Genomic DNA, 18,525 nt, shown 5'->3' with positions numbered 1-18,525 from the left:
CTTTATTTATAAAGCCGTGTTAATCCGTGCCTAATAATTAATCATTGCTTCTGAGTTTGTTAACAATCGCGATGAGGAAGCCGAGGGTGATAAATGCACCTGGAGGCAACACAAAGAGCAGGATGTTATAAGTCTCGGGAATCAGGGTGAATCCGAAGATTGAACCTGAGCCTAACAGCTCGCGACACATACCCAGCAGGGTAAGACCGAGTGTAAAACCAAGACCAATACCGATACCATCGAACAGCGAAGCTACGGGTGAGTTCTTTGCGGCAAAAGCCTCAGCACGACCCAGGATGATACAGTTAACCACAATCAGTGGGATAAACAAACCTAACGAGGCATCGACATCGGGCAGATAAGCCTTGATAACCATCTGCAGCAGCGTAACAAACGCAGCAATCACTACAATGAACACAGGAATACGTACCTTATCGGGAGTAACCGATTTTAAGCACGAGATAACCACATTGGTACAGATGAGTACCGCCATTGTGGCGAGACCCATCGACATACCGTTGGCAGCAGAGGTGGTAGTGGCCAGTGTAGGACACATACCCAGCATGAGGACGAACGTGGGGTTCTCCTTAACAATGCCGTTTTTTATAATCTGTATTGCATTCATAAACTATTCACTTTTTTTAGTTGCGCCTGTAGCTGCATCCATGGGGGCAGCCTTATAAGCGTTATAAGCATTGTTTACAGCCAACAGGAAAGCACGACTGGTAATAGTTGATGCAGTAATGGCATCTACCTTACCGCCATCCTTCGATACGGTGAGAGGCTGAGCGGGAGTAAGACCGATAATATCGCCCTTCTCGCCCTTCTGGAACCACTTATCGGCCTTAGCACCAAGACCTGGTGTTTCGGCATGTTCCAACAGCGTGTAACCCAGAATCTGGCCCTCGGTATTAAAACCTACCAGCACCTTCAGGTTGCCACCAAATCCACCAGTGGTAGATTCAACAGCAGCACCCAAATCTTTGCCCTGGGCATCCTTAGTTTCGTAAATCACATAAACCAGCTCCTTGCCCTTGGCATCGGTCTGCTTTACGGTATCGGTGTTAGCTACCTGCAGGTCGTCGACACACATCACCGACTTGATACCATCGGCCAGCGCCTTGGCTTTCTGATCGGCAATAGGACCCTCGGTAAGGTGGTTCACAAAAGCCAGGATACCACCCATGATAACTGCTACTCCGGTGAGCACCAGCACCATATTTAATAATGACGATTCGAGTTTCTTCATAATCTTTTCATTTTTAAATTTTTACATTATTTCGAAACTTCCCCGAAACGTTTTGGTTTAACATAATTGTTGATGAGCGGTGTGAACGCATTCATAATAAGAATGGCGAACGACATACCCTCGGGATAAGCACCCCAGTTACGGATAACCACAGTAAGGAATCCGATGGCAACACCATAAATCAACTGACCCTTTGGTGTCATAGGACTGGTAACATAATCGGTTGCCATAAAGATGGCACCCAGCATCATACCACCGGTAAGCAGCACGGTAAATGGATCAGGATAAACAGGATTAGCCAGATGCAACAAACCTGAGAACACAAACGCAGTACCAAGGATGGATACAGGAATGTGCCAAGTGATAATGCGGTTATAGAGCATAAAGGCCAGACCCAGCAGCAGGGCCAAGGCACAAATCTCGCCCATGGCACCAGCACCACCCGAACTTGAACCTAAGAACAGGTCGAATGATGAGGGTAACTGCTCGAGCAACGAGGCATCGCCAGTACGGATGGCCGAATTGATAATCGACAGCGGTGTGGCACCTGTCTCGGCATCGAGATAGGTATCCCACTGTCCAATCTTAGGCCAAGTGGTCATCTGGGCAGGGAAAGCTACCAGCAAGGCAGCACGACCCACCAACGCAGGGTTAAAGATATTGTTACCTAAACCACCGAACGTAAACTTAGCTACGCCGATGGCAAACAGCGCACCAATCAGGATAATCCAGATGGGCAGGTTCGAAGGCACGTTGAACGCCAGCAGCAGACCGGTGATCACAGCCGATCCGTCGACCAAGGTGTTCTGTTGTCTCTTCAGAATATATTTGCAGATAGCCCACTCAAAGAAGCAGCAGGCAGCCACACTGGTGGCGGTAACGATAACCGCACCCAAGCCAAAGAAATAGAATGAAGCGAGCAGCGCAGGCATCATGGCGATGATAACACCGTACATGTTGCGCTCGATCGAATCGCGGCTGTGAGCGTGTGGCGATAATGAAACTATTAACTTAGACATTAAACGTTAAACATTAAAGATTAAACATTTTATTTTTTTGCAGCAGCACGGGCACGGATAATACCCATCACCGTGCTCTTACCCAAGCGGATGTTATCCAACAGCGGACGATAAGCCGGACAAGTGTACTGACACGAGCCGCACTCGATACAACTGGTGATATCCTCGCTCTCGGCACGCTCCCAGTTCTTTACCTCTGAGAGTTTTGCCAGCAGGTAAGGCTCCAAGCCCATCGGACAAACACCTACGCACTTGGCGCAACGGATACAAGGCTGGGCATCCTTACGGCGAGCCTCATCATCAGAGATAATGGTTACCGAGTTGGTTCCCTTGCAGATGGGCACCTCTACCGAAGTAAGGGCCTTACCCATCATAGGTCCGCCAGCCAGCAGTTTGTTATCGCCCTCGGGCATACCGCCACAAGCGTCGATCAAATCCTTCATCGGTGTACCCATACGCACCAGGAAGTTGCCTGGGTTCTGCAGTTTCTTACCGGTAACAGTAGTATAACGCTCAAACAGGGGTTTGTTCTTCATCACAGCCTCGTAAACGGCAAAGGCTGTACCCACATTCTGCACGATAGCACCCACATTTACAGGGATGGCAGGAGGTGCGGGTACCTGACGATTAATCACGGCATCAACCAACTGCTTCTCACCACCCTGTGGGTAGCGCAGCTTCAAAGGCACAACCTCAACCTGATACTGGGTGCCATTGAACTTTTCATTGCACTTTGCAGTGAGCAGTTCGATAGCAGCAGGCTTGTTGGTCTCGATACCGATATAACCCTTGGTTACCTTGGCGCCCATCATCAGGAGCTCAAGTCCAACCAAGATCTCATCGGCATGCTCCATCATCAGGCGATAGTCGGCTGTGATGTAAGGCTCGCACTCTACAGCGTTGATAATCACGCACTCGGCCTTAGCTGTTGGTGGAGGTGTCAACTTGATAAAGGTGGGGAAACAAGCACCACCCATACCTACTACACCGGCGTTCTGTACACGCTTTACAATCTCCTCGGGAGTGAGCTCGGGATGAGCAGCCACCAGTTCAAGTTTATCTGAACGGTCGATACTCTCTTCCCACTCATCGCCCTCGACATTGATGATAATCACGGGCTTGCGATAACCGGTAGCATCGATAGCCGTATCAATCTTGAATACGGTACCGCTGACCGACGAGAAAATAGGTGCCGACACAAAACCGCCAGCTTCGGCAATCATGGTTCCTACCTTTACCTTGTCGCCCTTCTGGACCACGGGTTTGGCAGGCGCACCGATATGCTGCCCCAATGGGAAAATGGCCTGCTTAGGCAGTGCTGCTACCTTGGTGGCCACCTCGTGGGTAAGCTTATTCTCTGCAGGGTGGATACCACCCATACTAAATGTTTTTATCTTCATGCTTTTGCCTCCTCTTCTTTTTTAGGTTCTTTGGGCTTTGGTGCAGGTGCAGGCGTTGGGAAGTTAACATCCACGATAGCATGCTTAGGACAAACGGTGACACACTTGCGGCACAAACGGCACTTGGTGTGGTCGATGTAAGCCAGATTGTTCTCGACGGTGATAGCACCAAAGTTACACTCCTTCTCGCACTTGCCGCAACCAATACAGCTAACGGCACAAGCCTTCATGGCAACAGGGCCCTTGTCCTTGTTCACACACGAAACGAACACGCGACGGTTCTTTGGACCTTTTTTGCGCAGCTCGATGATGTTACGCGGACAAGCCTTTACACAAGCACCACACGAGGTACACTTCTCGTCGTCGACCTCGGGGATTCCTGTCTCAGGATTCAGACTGATAGCGCCAAACTGGCAGGCAGCCACACAATCGCCACAACCCAGACAGCCAAAACCGCAAGCTGTTTCGCCTGCACCACAAGCATGCATAGCGGCACAGGTACGCAAACCCGAATACTCGGCAATCTTGGCACGATGCTCGCAAGTACCGTTACAACGCACTACGGCAACCATCGGCTCGGAATTGGCGATGGCCATCCCCAACAAGTCGGCTACCTTTCCCATGGTCTCAGCGCCACCAACAGGACACATCAGTCCGTCGAGGCTTCCGGCATCGGCACCCTTCACAAGGGCATCGGCCATACCGCTACAACCAGGGAATCCGCATCCACCGCAATTGGCTCCGGGCAACAACTCGCCCACCTGCGCAATACGGGGATCCTCATAGACAGCGAACTTCTTGGAGGCTGCAAAAAGCACAATAGCAGCTATCAAGGCGATAGCTCCAAGTACAATTACTGCAATCAAGATGAAATTCATAATCTATTTGTTTTAGTTACTATAATTATTTCTCGATATTGAAGGCTATCTGCTGCTGGATGCGGTTCTTCATCGCCCACAGCGCCAGATAGTAAGGTACCAACGACGCTAAAGCCACCAACGCAGCAAGCCCCTCATCGCTTGTAAGCTTCAGGGCTATCATCAGTACACATATTAATAATAAGAAAGGTGCGCCAAAGCCCAACAGCAGGGCGCGGTTGGCCACATCATTCGATGCCCACACGGTAACCTCCTGCCCTACTTGGTAGCTTGCGGTATCGGTGGTAAACACATCCACAATCTTTATTTTCGATTCGGCAGCGTTACAGTGCGAAGCTACCTTACAGGCAGCACACGCCGAGGTCTGGACAATCTGCACCTTGATGCATCCATCCATAATACTTTTAACGGTTCCCGAATGTGTTATCTTATTACTCATTAATTTGCTAAGTAGACATTACATTTTGCAAAGGTACGACAATCTGCTGAATAAAACAAGCGAAAATGCGGTTTTTTAGCAAAAATAATCGTAATCGTTTGCAATTACAAAAGTTTTTTTATACTTTTGTCGCAGAATTAATACAAAAAGAAAGATGAAAGCAACCGAACTAGCTCAGCAGCAGATTGAGCGTGCTATCCGTAAGATAGCCGACAAGTTTCCTCCTACACAGGAGGCTAATGTAATGACCGATATCCACTTCCGCGTAACGCAGGATACCGGCGAGCTGATGGCGTTCGACGATAACGACGAAGAGATTAACCGTTGCATCATCGAAGACTGGATTGGCGATACATCCGACAATTTCTTTGAAGAGATACCTGCCGTGTTCCGCAAGTGTCTGGATAAGATGAAGGATACCATCGAGAATATGTCGATTCTGAAACCATTCTCGTTTGTACTGGAGAATGAAGACAAGGAGTCGGTAGCCGAGTTGTATCTGGTTGACGACGAGACCGTGATTTTCGATCCCGAACTGATGAAGGGTTTGGACGAAGATCTGGATGCGTTCCTGAAGCAGCTGCTGGCCGACTAATCTAACTCCTCACTTTTTTGCAACTGGAAATTACGCTGGGCATCTAGCGTAAACACTTCCTCTGTGCGTGTTTTGTGGGCATCCTTCGAGTAGTCCATCAAATGAATTTCGTAATCACTCGTGATGGTGAAGTACTGCAGGATGTCTTCGGCACCGAAATCGTCGAGATCGGCCTCCTCATCAATCGCGTACAAACAGAGTTTATCTACAGGCATATAATCGTTGTCTAAAGAATACAGCCACAAAGAGTATCTGTCGTCTTCCTCATCGGCAGCCAGAATCATCAGGCGTGCACCTAATGACTCGGATAGCGAGATGGCTTTCTGCTTGTTGTTACCCTCCAGCTCCAATGCCTTGGCAATATCCTGAGGCACGGGTTTGAAATCGGGCAGGTAACGCACCAGCTCATCGCTATAGGTAATGGGTAATGGCAGGAGGTTCAAGCTGTCGTAGAACTGCTTCAGCGGGTTATCGGCATCAGCCAAGTTGATACCCTGAGCCGCCAATCGCTCGGCAGCTTCTATCTTCTGAATACTGTCTAACTTGTGCTGCATCTCCTCAGCACTCATGCTCCTGCCGCCACAGGCAGCCATCAGCATCACAGCAAAAATTCCTCCTATCAACCCTTTCATTGTTCTTATAATTTTATCTTCTTCGAAGCAGGTTTGCTCTCGTTCTGAATACGGTTCAGAGCAGTTACCACGTAAGTAAACTTCTCCTTACCCTCATCGTAAGGCAGCTTGTAGAAGGGATTATCGGTGATGGCCACAATCTTCGAGGCATCATTTACATTCACCTTCTCGCCCTTGGCAAAACGATACACCACAAACTTGTTGGGGTGCTGATCCCAGTGCTTGCTGTGGGTGGGCGTCCAGAACAGGATGTAACCATCCTCGGTCCAAACGGGTGCCAGCTTCTTTACCTTCTTAGGAGCCTTATCGCTAAGGAAAGGCATCTCGGGCTGCAAGGCAGGATTCTGCCAGTACTTGGTGCGCAGCAAGGTGCCGTAATTACCTACATTATCAACAGCAGCCTTGGCATACCACAGTACGGTACCCTTCACAGCTGGGTTAGCACGGTGCAGATTCATCTTGGCATCCATCTGGTGCTTGTTGGGGTTCTGCAAATCGGGATATTTCACGGTGCGCTCAACATCCTCACCAATCACCAGCGGTCGGTTGGCGGCATGCTGATTCCACCACTTAATCAGGGTTGCATAATCGGCAGCCTTATTGCCAATCTCCCAGTACAACTGGGGCACGCAATAATCCAACCAACCATTGTTTACCCACAACAGAATGTCGGCATACAAATCATCGTAATTCTGGGTGCCGTTGGTGTTACTGCCAACAGGCGAGCTCTTTTTGTTACGATAGATACCGAATGGCGAGATGCCCACCTTTACCCATGGCTTAACCTCGTGGATGGCCTGATAGAACTGCTCGATAAACAGGTTTACGTTATAACGGCGCCAGTCGTTCTGGTCCTTGATACCATTAGAGTGATCGTGGAACAGCTCATCGTCGGGAATGCTCAGTCCCTTCACGGGGTAAGGATAGAAATAATCGTCCATATGGATACCATCCACATCGTAACGGGCTACGATATCCTTGGCAACCATACAGATATAATCGCGGTTTTCCTGCATACCAGGATTCAGGATAAACAAATCGTCGTAAGCAAAACAGCTATAGGGCTTGCGAACGGCAATATGGTTATTGGCCAACTGATGGGTGGTCTTGGTCTTTGCACGGAAGGGGTTAATCCATGCGTGCAACTCCATACCGCGCTTGTGGCACTCGTCGATCATCCACTGCAGGGGGTCCCAATAAGGATTGGGGGCCTTACCCTGTGTGCCGGTCAGGAATCGGCTCCAAGGCTCAATCTTACTCTCGTAGAGCGCATCGCACTCGGGGCGCACCTGGAAGATAATCACGTTTACGCCATCCTTCTTCAACTCGTCCAGCTGATAGGTAAGCGTTTGCTGCATCTTCTTGGTACCAAGATTCTGGAACTGTCCGTTTACACACTGTATCCAGGCTCCGCGCATTTCGCGCTTCTGAGCCCAAGTTGTCATCGCCAGCATCAGGGCGAGAGCCATCAATAGGTATTTATTCTTCATATTTGTATTTGTTCTTTCTTGCTTCTTCGAGTGACACAATCTGAGCCTGCTCCTGGTGATATTCCTCGCGCAGGGTTTCGTACTTCTGGTCGAGTTCATGCTCCACCGCCTGCTTGTCGGTCAACAGCTTCTGGGCAACCAGTGCATTCTGCGAGGCATCCTTCATCCATACTACCGGACCGCCATAAACGGGGGCAATTTTTAAAGCGACATGCAGCTCGCTGGTGGTAGCGCCACCAATCATAATGGGGATATCCAAACCAGCTTTCTTCAGCTCTTCGGCCACGTTCACCATCTCCTCTAAGCTGGGGGTTATCAAGCCGCTCAAACCAATCATATCCACGTGCTCCTCCTGAGCCTTTTTCACAATCTGCTCGGCAGGCACCATCACACCCATATCCAATACCTCGTAGCCGTTGCAGGCCATCACCACATTCACAATGTTCTTACCGATATCGTGCACGTCGCCCTTAACGGTAGCCAACAGCACTTTACCTGCCGAAGTGGTGCTCTCGTTTTTCTCAGCTTCGATGTAGGGCTGCAGGATATCAACGGCCTGCTTCATGGTGCGGGCTGTTTTCACCACCTGCGGCAGGAACATTTTTCCTTCACCAAACAGCGTACCTACGGTATTCATACCTGCCATCAGCGGCCCCTCGATAATCTGTACCGCATGGGTAAACTTAGGCAGGGCCTCTTTCAAATCTTCCTCCAAGAATGTGCCGTCGCCCTTAATCAACGCCTGGGCTAATCGCTCTTCAACTGGCGTCTGGGCGCGGTCCTGAAAAGGGGTGTTTTCGCTCGTGGCGCCACCCGCTTCTTTCTTGGCTAATTCTTCCTCGAGTATCTTACCGGCCAACTCAATCAGAACCTCCGATGCACCCTTCTTGCGGTTCAGCACCACATCCTCGATTACTTCAAGCTGATCCTGAGGAATATCAGCATAAGTAACTTTGGTTGAAGGATTTACGATACCAAAATCCATTCCTACTTGAATGGCGTGATACAGGAATACGGCATGCATGGCCTCGCGGATATAGTTGTTACCGCGGAACGAAAAACTCAGGTTACTCACACCACCGCTGACGTGTGCACCGGGCAGATTCTGCTTAATCCATTCGGTAGCGCGGATAAAGTCGATAGCATAGGCATCATGCTCCTCCATACCCGTAGCAATGGCCAGGATATTGGGGTCGAAGATGATGTCGAGCGGGTTCATACCCACCTGCTCGGTAAGAATCTTATAGGCACGTGAGGCTATCTCGATACGACGCTCGTAGGTAGTGGCCTGTCCCTCTTCGTCGAAACACATCACCACCACAGCAGCACCATAACGCATCACATCCTGAGCGTGCTCGATAAACTTCTGCTCGCCCTCTTTGAGCGAGATTGAGTTGACGATGCTCTTGCCCTGCACGCACTTCAGTCCGGCTTTGATCACCTCCCAGTTCGACGAGTCGATCATCACGGGCACTTTAGCGATATCAGGCTCGGCTGCAATCATATTCAGGAAGGTTGTCATCTCCTGCTTGGCATCCAGCAAGCCATCGTCCATATTGATATCAATTACCAAGGCTCCATCGGCCACCTGTTTGCGGGCGATAGAGATAGCCTCGTTGTATTTCTTTTCCTTAATCAGTCGCAGGAACTTTCGCGAACCCGCCACATTGCATCGCTCACCCACATTGGTAAATCTAGCTTCTAGATTTTCTAGAACTTCTAGTAGTTCTAGTCCAGAAAGCCACATTGAGTGTGGCTTAGGAGCGGGCACATGGGGTTTCTTGCCAACCACCAGCGGACCGTATAAACGGATAAACTCATCGGTAGTACCGCAGCAGCCACCGATGATATTTACGATGCCCTCATCCACCAACTCGCCCATCTTGGGAGCCATACTCTCTGCGGTCTCATCGTAAAGTCCAAGGGCGTTGGGCAATCCGGCATTGGGGTGACAGCTGATATAATAAGGTGCTTTCTGGGCCAACTCGCGGATAAAAGGTTTCATCTGCGTGGCACCAAACGAGCAGTTCAGTCCGATAGAGAAAATAGGATAAGTGCTGACGCTGGCCAGGAACGCCTCAAGCGTCTGACCCGATAACGTACGACCAGCCAGATCGCTCACCGTTACCGACACCATAATGGGCAATTCTACCCCGCGTGCTTCCATCGCGCGCATACAGGCATCGATGGCACATTTGGCATTCAGCGAGTCGAAAATGGTCTCTATCAGCAGCGTATCTACCCCACCCTCAATCAGTCCGTCGGCCTGTTCCTGATAAGCCTCCAGCATCTCGTCGTAAGTCACATCGCGGAAAGCTGGATTGCTTACATCGGGCGACATCGAAAGGGTTTTGTTGGTAGGACCGATCGAGCCTGCCACAAAGCGGGGTTTGTCGTCGGTACTATACTCATTGGCCAACTGTCGGGCTAAGCGTGCCGACTCGCAGGCCATCTCATGCGCACGGTCTTCAAGATGATATTCAGCCTGCGAAATGCGCTGACTGCTGAACGTGTTGGTGGTGATGATATCGGCACCGGCTTCGAGGTATTTGCGATAAATATCCGAAACTATCTCGGGGTGTGTCAGGTTCAGCTCGTCGCTGTTACCCACCTTACCCATCACGGCACCTATCATGGTTCCCATACCGCCATCGAGTATGAGAATACGCTGTTTTATGATCTCGTTTAGTTTCTTCACCCTTAATGTTTAATGTTTAATCTTCGATCATTTCCAGACTTTCATCGCACGGTCCATCTCACGGCGATCCTCCTTTTCCTTCAGCGTCTGGCGCTTGTCGAATTCCTTCTTACCCTTACACAGCGCCACATCTACCTTGGCCCGGCCTTTGTCATCGATAAACACCAAGGTGGGCACGATGGTAAACCCCGTTTGTTTGGTGGCACTCTCAAGGGCGCGTATTTCTTTCTTGGTTAGCAACAGCTTTCTGTCGCGTTTGGCTTCGTGGTTGTTGTACGAACCGTAGAAGTAAGGACTTACGTTCATGCCCTTCACCCACAGTTCGCCGTTAAGCACCACGCAATAGGTATCCACCAAGCTCGCCTTACCCAGTCGGATGCTCTTAATCTCCGTACCGGTAAGCACGATGCCTGCAGTATAGGTTTCAACAAAGAAGTACTCGAACGAGGCCTTCTTGTTGCGAATCTGTACAGGACTCTTTTTGCGTAACTGTTCTTCTGTCTTGTTCATCTCTTACTATTAAATGATCTTCGCGAAGTTGTCCAGGTGATCGTCCACATAATGGGCGATATCCTCGGTCCACTCTTCCTCGTTCTCGATAAAGATATCATCCAGATTCTCGAACTCCGGATACTGCTCGAACATAGCCATGAAATCCTCGTCGCTCTTCTCGGTTTCAATCTCTTCGCGATATTTCAGCCACAGGGTGTGGGCATCGTAAATCAACTTTGAGGGGGCACGCATATCCCACTGGCGCAGTGCTTTGGCCAGGGGATTCTTAAAGATGAAGGGACCGTAGCCGTTGTAAATCAGCTGTACAAATCCGCCATCCATCACCTCTTCGTGCAGAATGTTCCAGGCCAGCAATGTCAGCTGGTCGGCATTCAACTTGGCCATGCTCTCGGCAGTCAGTTCGCCACCGATAGCATCGTAGATAGCCTTTACAAACACATCCAGGAACTCATCCATTCCCTCGAGTGCAGCCTGCTGCAAATCCTCGTCTTTTACAATTACCTCCACCATAAACGTTAATGTTTAATGTTTATCTTTAATCTCGTAGACTCCTGTTGGTGTCTTGCGCTTCAGCACTTCCAGCTCCACATCCTTGCCAGGAATCACACCATGACTGCGCAGGATGGTCTCTACCGTCTTACGTGCCAACTCAGGATGATTGTTCTCCTCGCTCAGGTGGCACAGCCAAACGTGCTTCAGGCCCTCGCTCATATTCTCAACCAGCGCCTCACCACACGATACGTTCGACAGGTGTCCGCTACCACTCAGAATGCGCTGCTGCAGATAAGCGGGATAAGGACCATTCTTCAGCATCTCCACATCGTGGTTGGCCTCGATCACCAGGTAGTTGGCACGATTAATGGCCTGCTTGATATCGTCGGTAATGCTACCCACATCGGTAAGCACCACAAACACAATACCTTCAACCTCCAGCTCGTAGCCCACATTCTCGCTGGCATCGTGAGGCACAGCAAAAGGGCGCACCTTAAAGTCGCCAAGCTGTACTTGCTCGCCAATTACCAACTCGTGTTTATGATCTTGCGATACTTTCTTCGTTACACAATAATTCTGGTCTATGCCCTGGTGTACTTTATGTGTGGCATAAACAGGCAGGTTGCAGTCGTGACTCAGGGCACCCACACTTTTAATGTGGTCGGCATGATCGTGCGTTATCAAGATACGCTTCACGGAATTAAGCTGAATACCATACTCTCTACAATACTTCTTCAGTGTGCGTATTCCTATACCAATATCTATAATCAGCCCGTCGGTCGCTGTGCCCAGATAATAGCAATTACCGCTGCTACCGCTTCCAAAGGATATAAACTTCAACATCTCAAATATAATTTTCGTGCAAAGGTAGCACAAATAATCGAGAAATGAGAATTTAAAATTTAGAGATGCCGTACTATTTTACTTTTTTAACAGTAATTAGAATGGCATACCTACTGCAAAGTGGAAGGCAAGGTCGCGACTCAACTTGGGATGGAGAATTGGGTAGTGAGCTTCCGACTCAATCTCGAAAGCAGGATTGATGGCTTTCATACCCAAATCGAAGCGCAGAATAAAATAGTCGAAGTTCAGTCGCAAACCGGCACCATAGCTCACAGCCAAGTCGCTCAGGAAGGTATTAAACTTAAACTGTCCGCCAGGCTGATCGGGATAATCGCGCAGCGTCCAGATGTTACCGGCATCGGCAAAAATAGCGCCGTTGAATTTCCAGAACAACTTCATGCGATATTCCACGTTCAAATCCAGCTTCAGATCGCCCGTCATTGTAATAAAGTTTATACGTCCATCCTTGTCCTTGTAACGACCGGGACCGAGACTACGAACCGACCATCCACGAACGCTGTTGGCTCCACCCGAGAAGTAACGTTTCTCGAATGGCAACACCTTAGAGTTACCATACGGATAAGCTACTCCCAGACCGATGTGGAACACCAACTGATCGTTAGTACCCTTGAAGATTTGCTGGGTATAGTCGAAATCGCCCTTTACGTACTGTGCATAGGCGATATTAAAGAGTTTATACTGACCTAAATCGTTCTTCGAACCACCAAAAATCTTAGAGCAGGCGCCTAACAGATTACCAGCTGTTTCAACATTGGTTTTCAGCGCTACTACACCGTTGTTATATACGTAACCAAAACCCATTTTCATAATAAACAGGTCTTCGTAATTGTAGCGCAGAATCACATTCTGGTTCGAGGTGTTATCAAGATATTCTGTCTTAAAAGTTTCACTAATCCAAGGCATGAACACATAGTTCAGATTCACCAGGTCGAAACGATAACTATCATGATGATTCTGGGGTTTCCAGAGATACGACCAACCAGCTGACAAGACTCGACGATGGAACTCAGGACGGTCCTGCACATCGTACAACAGCGACAATTCGCTGGTGGCAATCGTACGGCGACGGAAACTGCTACTCAGGAACGGCATGATGAATCGTGGGAACGAGAGTTTGGTTTCGGCACTATACTCGGTAAAGTCCTGATTGCTGTAACCCTCCAAACCTTTGATGGCCTCGTAGGCGCCACGCAACTGCAAACTGAATGTTTCCGACCCACGGAACAGGTTACGGTTCTGATAAGTGAGCGAGGCAGCCGCACCAAAGTCGCCAGCGGTATTAGTACCTTCGGGCTGGAAACTGATGGTAGATGGCTTGTTGGTCTGCACCTGAATCGTAGCATCCAGCAACGTGGTATCGGGCTGCTGCTCAAAGGCAATATTGGTATATTTTACAGCACCCAATCGTCCGAAGTGGTTATAGGTATTCTGCAGCTTTTCTGCCGAATAAGGCTTTCCTGATTCCAGGAACGTATTCTCGCTCAGCACTTTAGGGCGCAGATGCAGATGATCGTCGGCACCACCCTCGTACTTGATACTATCGATGGTATAGGCCTTGTGCTGCTGTTGCAACAACAACCTCAGGTTAACACCCTGCCGCTCCTCGTCTTTACGGGCACCATAGGTAATATACTCCTTATGGAAACGGAAGTAACCGCGATTCTGCAGATACTGGGTGATGGCATTACGCTCGGCCGACAATGTCTCAACGCTGAACTGCATATCCTGATGCAACAACGACGAACGTCCACGCAGCAAGCGCGCCACCGTGGTATCCTCGATCACAAAATCCAGTTCGCGTACAAAATAAGGCTTGCCTGGATGCAGCACATACACGGCATCAAGTTTATGCTTGTTCTTATCGATAAACAGTTCAACCTGAGCATCCAGATAACCTTTGTTCTGCAGGGCCTGCTGCAGATCCTTACAAGTAAGCTGTGCCTGAAGCGTATCGTAGATAACAGGCGCCTCGCCCATCTGTCGCAGCATACGGTTCACCCACGAGCTGTCCTTGCCCGCCATCGCATAAACACCCAAAGGCAATTTTACAGCCGAGAACCAGCGCGAGTTAGGTTTCTGTCGCACATAGCCCTTCAAACTACCCGGATTAATATCGTGATACTTACCATCGGCGACCACCTTTACTTTGTTCAGCAGGTAGCTGTCTTCCGGAATATCACGACTCACCGAACAGCTACTCAGAACGAGTGCTGCAGCCAGACATATGGGGGGTAAAAACCTATTATGAGTTGCCTTCGGATCCATTTTGGCGCAAAATTAATAAAAAAAACGGCACGAATGGCACGAATTAACACGAAATATTAAAAAAATTCGGCTAATTCGCGTAATTCATGCCTAAAAACCTGTAACTTTGCACAAAAATCAGACAGACAGAGTATGATAAGCAAGAATCAGATTAAATTCGTACACCAACTTGAGTTGAAGAAGTTTCGCAAACAAGAGGGCCTTTTCATTGCCGAAGGTCATAAGGTTGTGGGCGATTTACTGAAAGCCGGCTATACCCCCAAGCAGCTGTTTGCTACTGCCGAATGGATAGCTGCCAACCCTGTTGCCGGTGCCATCGAGGTTACCAACGACGAGCTTACCAAACTCTCTCTGCAGCAACACCCCCAGCAGGTGCTCGCCCTCTTCCCCATACCTACCCCCCAACACCAAACACCAAGCACCCAACAACTCTCTATCCTGCTCGACAACGTCCAGGATCCCGGCAACCTGGGAACCATCATCCGCATTGCCGATTGGTTTGGTATCGACACCATTTTCTGTAGCGAAGGCACGGTAGATGCCTGGAACCCCAAAGTGGTTCAGGCTACGATGGGTTCGATTGCCCGCGTACACCTTATATATATAGACACCATGCAACTGCTTGATTCACTGCCCAAGGATTTCCCCGTTTACGGCACCTTCCTGGACGGCGAGAATATCTACACACAGGAGCTATCGCAACAGGGCCTGATTGTAATGGGCAACGAGGGTAATGGTATCAGCGATGCCGTGCGCGCACGTGTTACCCACAAGCTGCTGATTCCTGATTTCCATAAAGGTCCAACTGCCGATAGCCTGAATGTAGCCATCGCCACCGCTATCACCTGCTCCGAATTCCGCCGCAGGGGATAACAACCCAAAAACTTATTCGCGGTATGCTTTTTCGCCAATCGTCTCTTGCGAACCAAGAGTCATTTGGCGCAGGTCGTAATACGAACCGTTGTAGATATTAAAGTCAACATTACCTTTAATACCCGGCAATCGACCCACATCGGTATGCTGCCAGAATTTCCAAGGTCCTTGGTATTCCAGCGAGTCAACATAATAATGCGCTATCCAATAAGGATACTGATCGAACACAGGATCAGAGAGATAGCGTGTCTTGAATTTAAAATAGGTATAGATAATAGGTTTCACCTGGTAGTGATTCTCCACCAAGTGCAACCAGCGTAGCACAGAGTATTTGAAGTCTTCATCACTCTGGTTCTTAGGTTTATGCTCCACGTCAAGCACAGGAGGCAAGTCGCCATTCTCCAGCTTAACGGTATTGATAAAATGATAAGCCTGCTCTTCAGCGGGCGTATGCACACTATAGAAGTGATAAGCCCCGCGGGTAAAACCATTCTCACGTGCCTGATAGAAATTCTCACGGAAGTTCTCGTCAGTACGTGTAGCCCCTTCAGTAGCTTTAATCATCACAAAGCGGATAGGACAGTGGTCTATCTGTCCGTTGTCCTTGAGCTCATCCCAGTTGATGCGTCCCTGATGATGACTGATGTCGATACCATGAATCTCGTAGCCCTCGGGATAGCTCACGTCGCCATAAAGGGCACGCCAGCGGAATCCGAACGGACCTACAAAGAAATAATAGAAAAAGTAAACGTATACCGCCACAACAGCACCGCCGCCTACCCAATACGCCCACCCGGGCATATGTTGTAGAATACGGACAAAGAATCCGGGCTTACGATGGCCACGTGGACCATGGTAAGTGCGGGTAGTACCTACCCCTTTTCTACGAACAACTCGGCGCTTTGGCATCAACGAAAAAGAAAAGGCACGAATTACACGAATTTGCGCGAATAAATAAAATAATTCGTGATAATTCGCGTAATTCGCGCCTAATAAATTAATTACTTACCCTGCTCAAGAGCAAGTGTACGGGTTGGCTGATCGCAAACCTCTGTTGGACCCCAGTACTGGATTGGACCAGGATATACATAAGCGGTTTCGCGAGCCCAACGATCACGCTGTGCAGCGAAGGTCTTGAAAGGAGCACCGTCGAGCTCAACGAGAGCCTTACGGATAACTGGCTTCATCTCACCAGCACGCTTCTCCATGTTCATCATCATTGTGATGGGCACACCACCAGCAATCCACTGCTCAGCAGGAGCTGTTGTGTTCTTAACGATAGCCATGTAACCGGTCTTGCCGTTAGCAATCAGCTGGGCAGCTGATGTACCAAGAGCGTAGCAGTAGTCAGCATCAAAGTTAGAAGGAGCAGCGCAACGTCCCTCGTAACCGAAGAAGTGGTGCTGAGCTGAGAACTTACCAGAGTACTTACCTTCCTTCTTCATCTTCTCGAGCTTCTGAGCTACCATAGTAGAGAGCAGCTTCTCGGTCTCGATCAGTGATACCTGTACGTTTCCGTGTGGGTCGCGGTCGAGAGCCAGCTGACGAGCAACACCTGTAGGCAGGCTGTTGAATACAGCGAGGTTCTCGTCGGTCAGGTGAGCCTTAACGAAGTCGATCGACTCGTGACGATCCAGCTCCTTAGCCTCTGGCATAGCCAGAACGTCGTTCAGCTGAGCAATCAGCTTCTTGATAGCAGGAATGAACTCGATAACACCCTCAGGGATGATAACAGTACCGAAGTTGTTACCATCAGCAGCACGCTGGCAAACAGCGTTAGCGATGTATGTAACGATATCGTCGAGGCTCATACCCTTCTGCTCGATCTCCTCAGATACGAGGCAGATGTTTGGCTGAGTCTGCAGAGCGCACTCCAGGGCGATGTGAGATGCTGAGCGACCCATTACCTTAATGAAGTGCCAGTACTTACGTGCTGAGTTACAGTCACGCTCGATGTTACCAATCAGCTCAGAGTATGTCTTACAAGCTGTATCGAAACCGAACGAAGTCTCAATCTGATCGTTCTTCAGGTCACCGTCGATAGTCTTAGGACAACCGATTACCTGCACGCCGTAGTTCTTGGCAGCATAGTACTCAGCCAGTACACAAGCGTTAGTGTTAGAGTCGTCACCACCGATGATAACGATAGCCTTGATGTTCAGCTCGCGGATAATCTCGAGACCCTTCTCGAACTGGTCAACCTTCTCCAGCTTTGTACGACCAGAACCGATCATATCGAAACCACCAGTGTTACGATACTCGTCGATGATATCAGCTGTGAGCTCCATGTAGTTATGATCTACCAGACCGCCAGGACCCAGGATGAAACCGAACAGACGGTTCTCAGGGTTCAGCTTCTTAATCTGATCGAAGAGACCAGTAATCACATTGTGACCGCCAGGAGCCTGACCGCCTGAGAGGATGATACCTACGTTCATCTTAGTGTTGTTAGCCTCGGTAGCGGGCTCAAACTCTACGATAGGCATACCGTAAGTGTTAGGGAAGAGCTTCTTGATCTCCTCCTGGTCGCCTACACTCTGTGTAGCGGCACCCTCCTTAACTTTTACTGCACCCTGAAGTGCCTTAGGCAACTTAGGCTGATAAGCGGCTCTCGCCATCTGCAATGCACTTTTTTCCATATTATTATTCCTTATAAATTAATGAGTAATTGTTTTCTGAGCCGCAAAATTAGTGAATTTTTGTAAGAAATACGAAAGAAATCGATGTATTTTTGGCATTTTAATATTTTTTTGGTGTAAAACACTTGTAATCTCAGATTTTTTTTCTAACTTTGCTTTATGAATATAACAAAACACCCCAAAAGGAGGGGATTTAAACGAAATAATTATGATGAACAAAAGAACACTTAAGAAAAGCATTAATGCAATCTGTGATGAGATTTTTGCTGAGGCTGTAGCGCTCTCTTTGTATGATAACGACAGAAACATGGAAAACGACGATGCCTTGATTCGCTCTGTAATCATGCTCCGTGCTAACTACATCAGTCGTATTTCACACCCAGAGCCAGGAATGGATGTACAGGCATATTATAAGGACCTGCGCGATAAGTTTACCGCTGAAGCACAGCAGATTGTTGATCAGCTTAACGCGTAATCCC

At 49.0% G+C, this 18,525-nt stretch carries 18 protein-coding genes; 3 read left to right on the top strand and 15 right to left on the bottom strand.

Annotated features, from left to right (window positions below):
- Positions 1-37 precede the first annotated feature (37 nt).
- The 6 genes from rsxE to PRU_RS04090 are packed head-to-tail and all read right to left on the bottom strand — an operon-like array spanning position 38 to position 4,985.
- Positions 38-625 carry an electron transport complex subunit RsxE gene (gene rsxE, locus PRU_RS04115; RefSeq protein ID WP_013063517.1) on the bottom strand — a complete coding sequence of 196 codons (588 nt, stop codon included), beginning with the start codon at positions 623-625 and terminating at the stop codon, positions 38-40.
- A gap of 3 nt (positions 626-628) precedes the next feature.
- Positions 629-1,249, bottom strand: a complete 621-nt coding sequence (locus PRU_RS04110) for an RnfABCDGE type electron transport complex subunit G (RefSeq protein ID WP_033149326.1) — start codon at positions 1,247-1,249, stop codon at positions 629-631.
- 26 nt (positions 1,250-1,275) lie between these two features.
- On the bottom strand, positions 1,276-2,268 hold the full coding sequence (locus PRU_RS04105; RefSeq protein WP_013064459.1) for an RnfABCDGE type electron transport complex subunit D: 993 nt from the start codon (positions 2,266-2,268) through the stop codon (positions 1,276-1,278).
- A gap of 29 nt (positions 2,269-2,297) precedes the next feature.
- Complete coding sequence (gene rsxC / locus PRU_RS04100) at positions 2,298-3,668, bottom strand: electron transport complex subunit RsxC (protein WP_013065736.1); 1,371 nt, start codon at positions 3,666-3,668, stop codon at positions 2,298-2,300.
- Positions 3,665-4,546 carry a Fe-S cluster domain-containing protein gene (locus PRU_RS04095; RefSeq protein WP_013063846.1) on the bottom strand — a complete coding sequence of 294 codons (882 nt, stop codon included), beginning with the start codon at positions 4,544-4,546 and terminating at the stop codon, positions 3,665-3,667. Before PRU_RS04095 ends, rsxC begins: the two co-directional genes overlap by 4 nt.
- Positions 4,547-4,571: 25 nt before the next feature.
- On the bottom strand, positions 4,572-4,985 hold the full coding sequence (locus tag PRU_RS04090) for a SoxR reducing system RseC family protein (RefSeq protein ID WP_013064821.1): 414 nt from the start codon (positions 4,983-4,985) through the stop codon (positions 4,572-4,574).
- Between the two features lie 154 nt (positions 4,986-5,139).
- On the opposite strand from PRU_RS04090, the gene PRU_RS04085 reads away from it, so the two are divergent.
- Positions 5,140-5,580: a hypothetical protein gene (locus PRU_RS04085; RefSeq protein ID WP_013064705.1), complete on the top strand. Its 441-nt coding sequence runs from the start codon at positions 5,140-5,142 to the stop codon at positions 5,578-5,580.
- Here the strand turns inward: PRU_RS04085 and PRU_RS04080 are convergent.
- The 7 genes from PRU_RS04080 to tamL all read right to left on the bottom strand — a co-directional run bounded on the left by PRU_RS04080 (position 5,577) and on the right by tamL (position 14,534).
- On the bottom strand, positions 5,577-6,212 hold the full coding sequence (locus tag PRU_RS04080; RefSeq protein WP_143010851.1) for a hypothetical protein: 636 nt from the start codon (positions 6,210-6,212) through the stop codon (positions 5,577-5,579). The genes PRU_RS04085 and PRU_RS04080 overlap by 4 nt on opposite strands.
- Before the next feature lie 5 nt (positions 6,213-6,217).
- Positions 6,218-7,702 carry a glycoside hydrolase family 10 protein gene (locus PRU_RS04075; RefSeq protein ID WP_041385657.1) on the bottom strand — a complete coding sequence of 495 codons (1,485 nt, stop codon included), beginning with the start codon at positions 7,700-7,702 and terminating at the stop codon, positions 6,218-6,220.
- Positions 7,692-10,346 (bottom strand): methionine synthase, encoded by a 2,655-nt coding sequence (gene metH, locus PRU_RS04070; RefSeq protein WP_233427366.1) that lies wholly within the window; start codon positions 10,344-10,346, stop codon positions 7,692-7,694. Before metH ends, PRU_RS04075 begins: the two co-directional genes overlap by 11 nt.
- Before the next feature lie 81 nt (positions 10,347-10,427).
- Positions 10,428-10,910 (bottom strand): SsrA-binding protein SmpB, encoded by a 483-nt coding sequence (gene smpB, locus PRU_RS04065; RefSeq protein ID WP_013063647.1) that lies wholly within the window; start codon positions 10,908-10,910, stop codon positions 10,428-10,430.
- Positions 10,911-10,919: 9 nt separating this feature from the next.
- Positions 10,920-11,423, bottom strand: a complete 504-nt coding sequence (locus PRU_RS04060; protein WP_013065468.1) for a DMP19 family protein — start codon at positions 11,421-11,423, stop codon at positions 10,920-10,922.
- A gap of 12 nt (positions 11,424-11,435) precedes the next feature.
- Complete coding sequence (locus PRU_RS04055; protein WP_013064885.1) at positions 11,436-12,248, bottom strand: MBL fold metallo-hydrolase; 813 nt, start codon at positions 12,246-12,248, stop codon at positions 11,436-11,438.
- Between the two features lie 96 nt (positions 12,249-12,344).
- Complete coding sequence (tamL, locus tag PRU_RS04050) at positions 12,345-14,534, bottom strand: translocation and assembly module lipoprotein TamL (RefSeq protein WP_049769073.1); 2,190 nt, start codon at positions 14,532-14,534, stop codon at positions 12,345-12,347.
- A gap of 132 nt (positions 14,535-14,666) precedes the next feature.
- On the opposite strand from tamL, the gene PRU_RS04045 reads away from it, so the two are divergent.
- Entirely contained in the window at positions 14,667-15,407 is a 741-nt protein-coding gene (locus PRU_RS04045; protein ID WP_013063295.1) for an RNA methyltransferase, read from the top strand.
- A gap of 12 nt (positions 15,408-15,419) precedes the next feature.
- Here the strand turns inward: PRU_RS04045 and PRU_RS04040 are convergent, their stop codons facing one another.
- Positions 15,420-16,316, bottom strand: coding sequence for a glycoside hydrolase family 25 protein (locus PRU_RS04040; protein WP_033149316.1), 897 nt, complete (start codon positions 16,314-16,316; stop codon positions 15,420-15,422).
- A 92-nt stretch (positions 16,317-16,408) separates the two neighbouring features.
- Positions 16,409-18,046, bottom strand: a complete 1,638-nt coding sequence (locus PRU_RS04035) for a diphosphate--fructose-6-phosphate 1-phosphotransferase (RefSeq protein WP_013064630.1) — start codon at positions 18,044-18,046, stop codon at positions 16,409-16,411.
- Between the two features lie 208 nt (positions 18,047-18,254).
- On the opposite strand from PRU_RS04035, the gene PRU_RS04030 reads away from it, so the two are divergent.
- The gene (locus tag PRU_RS04030; RefSeq protein WP_013064756.1) at positions 18,255-18,521 is read left to right on the top strand and encodes a hypothetical protein; all 267 of its coding nucleotides are present in this window, start codon (positions 18,255-18,257) and stop codon (positions 18,519-18,521) included.
- Positions 18,522-18,525 lie beyond the last annotated feature (4 nt).

Source organism: Xylanibacter ruminicola 23 (genome assembly GCF_000025925.1).
Taxonomy (GTDB): Bacteria; Bacteroidota; Bacteroidia; order Bacteroidales; family Bacteroidaceae; genus Prevotella; species Prevotella ruminicola.
The sequence above is the reverse complement of the archived record's forward strand: the minus strand, read 5'-3'. Positions and strand labels throughout refer to the sequence as shown.

Excerpts from the sequence above, each read along its gene's own strand:
- PRU_RS04095 (WP_013063846.1), bottom strand. The coding sequence starts at position 4,546 with ATGAATTTCATCTTGATTGCAGTAATTGTACTTGGAGCTATCGCCTTG.
- PRU_RS04110 (WP_033149326.1), bottom strand. The coding sequence starts at position 1,249 with ATGAAGAAACTCGAATCGTCATTATTAAATATGGTGCTGGTGCTCACC.
- PRU_RS04030 (WP_013064756.1), top strand. The coding sequence starts at position 18,255 with ATGATGAACAAAAGAACACTTAAGAAAAGCATTAATGCAATCTGTGAT.
- rsxC (WP_013065736.1), bottom strand. The coding sequence starts at position 3,668 with ATGAAGATAAAAACATTTAGTATGGGTGGTATCCACCCTGCAGAGAAT.
- PRU_RS04085 (WP_013064705.1), top strand. The coding sequence starts at position 5,140 with ATGAAAGCAACCGAACTAGCTCAGCAGCAGATTGAGCGTGCTATCCGT.
- PRU_RS04075 (WP_041385657.1), bottom strand. The coding sequence starts at position 7,702 with ATGAAGAATAAATACCTATTGATGGCTCTCGCCCTGATGCTGGCGATG.
- smpB (WP_013063647.1), bottom strand. The coding sequence starts at position 10,910 with ATGAACAAGACAGAAGAACAGTTACGCAAAAAGAGTCCTGTACAGATT.
- PRU_RS04060 (WP_013065468.1), bottom strand. The coding sequence starts at position 11,423 with ATGGTGGAGGTAATTGTAAAAGACGAGGATTTGCAGCAGGCTGCACTC.
- PRU_RS04055 (WP_013064885.1), bottom strand. The coding sequence starts at position 12,248 with ATGTTGAAGTTTATATCCTTTGGAAGCGGTAGCAGCGGTAATTGCTAT.
- tamL (WP_049769073.1), bottom strand. The coding sequence starts at position 14,534 with ATGGATCCGAAGGCAACTCATAATAGGTTTTTACCCCCCATATGTCTG.
- PRU_RS04045 (WP_013063295.1), top strand. The coding sequence starts at position 14,667 with ATGATAAGCAAGAATCAGATTAAATTCGTACACCAACTTGAGTTGAAG.
- PRU_RS04040 (WP_033149316.1), bottom strand. The coding sequence starts at position 16,316 with ATGCCAAAGCGCCGAGTTGTTCGTAGAAAAGGGGTAGGTACTACCCGC.
- PRU_RS04090 (WP_013064821.1), bottom strand. The coding sequence starts at position 4,985 with ATGAGTAATAAGATAACACATTCGGGAACCGTTAAAAGTATTATGGAT.
- PRU_RS04105 (WP_013064459.1), bottom strand. The coding sequence starts at position 2,268 with ATGTCTAAGTTAATAGTTTCATTATCGCCACACGCTCACAGCCGCGAT.
- PRU_RS04035 (WP_013064630.1), bottom strand. The coding sequence starts at position 18,046 with ATGGAAAAAAGTGCATTGCAGATGGCGAGAGCCGCTTATCAGCCTAAG.
- metH (WP_233427366.1), bottom strand. The coding sequence starts at position 10,346 with ATGGGAACCATGATAGGTGCCGTGATGGGTAAGGTGGGTAACAGCGAC.
- PRU_RS04080 (WP_143010851.1), bottom strand. The coding sequence starts at position 6,212 with ATGAAAGGGTTGATAGGAGGAATTTTTGCTGTGATGCTGATGGCTGCC.
- rsxE (WP_013063517.1), bottom strand. The coding sequence starts at position 625 with ATGAATGCAATACAGATTATAAAAAACGGCATTGTTAAGGAGAACCCC.